Origin of the sequence: Pseudomonas sp. 2822-17 (genome assembly GCF_002742485.1) — a bacterium.
Lineage (GTDB): Bacteria > Pseudomonadota > Gammaproteobacteria > Pseudomonadales > Pseudomonadaceae > Aquipseudomonas > Aquipseudomonas cyclaminis.
Window position 1 is genome coordinate 1 of record NZ_LJRZ01000353.1, and the last position, 231, is coordinate 231.

Consider the following 231-nt stretch of genomic DNA (forward strand, 5'->3'; position numbering starts at 1 on the left):
TTTCAAGTCTATTTGCTGATTCCCATTATCTAAATCCTTTAATTTAATATTCCGGATTTTGATGTCGCTTTTCTCATTTTTATTTAGACCTTCTCCTTTTCTTTCAATAGCCTTAAGAAGTTCTGTCATTTTATAATTTGGTTCCATCACAATCTTTACAGAGACATCACGTTCCCTCAAAGTTGCTGGACCAATATATTTTATAACATTAGGTAATACATTAACTGCAAT

1 protein-coding gene is annotated in these 231 nt (G+C 30.7%); it reads right to left on the reverse strand.

Annotation, left to right across the window (positions count from 1 at the left end):
* Positions 1-231 (reverse strand): hypothetical protein (locus AOA60_RS09285; protein ID WP_218240607.1); only part of this gene is annotated, 231 nt, incomplete at both ends.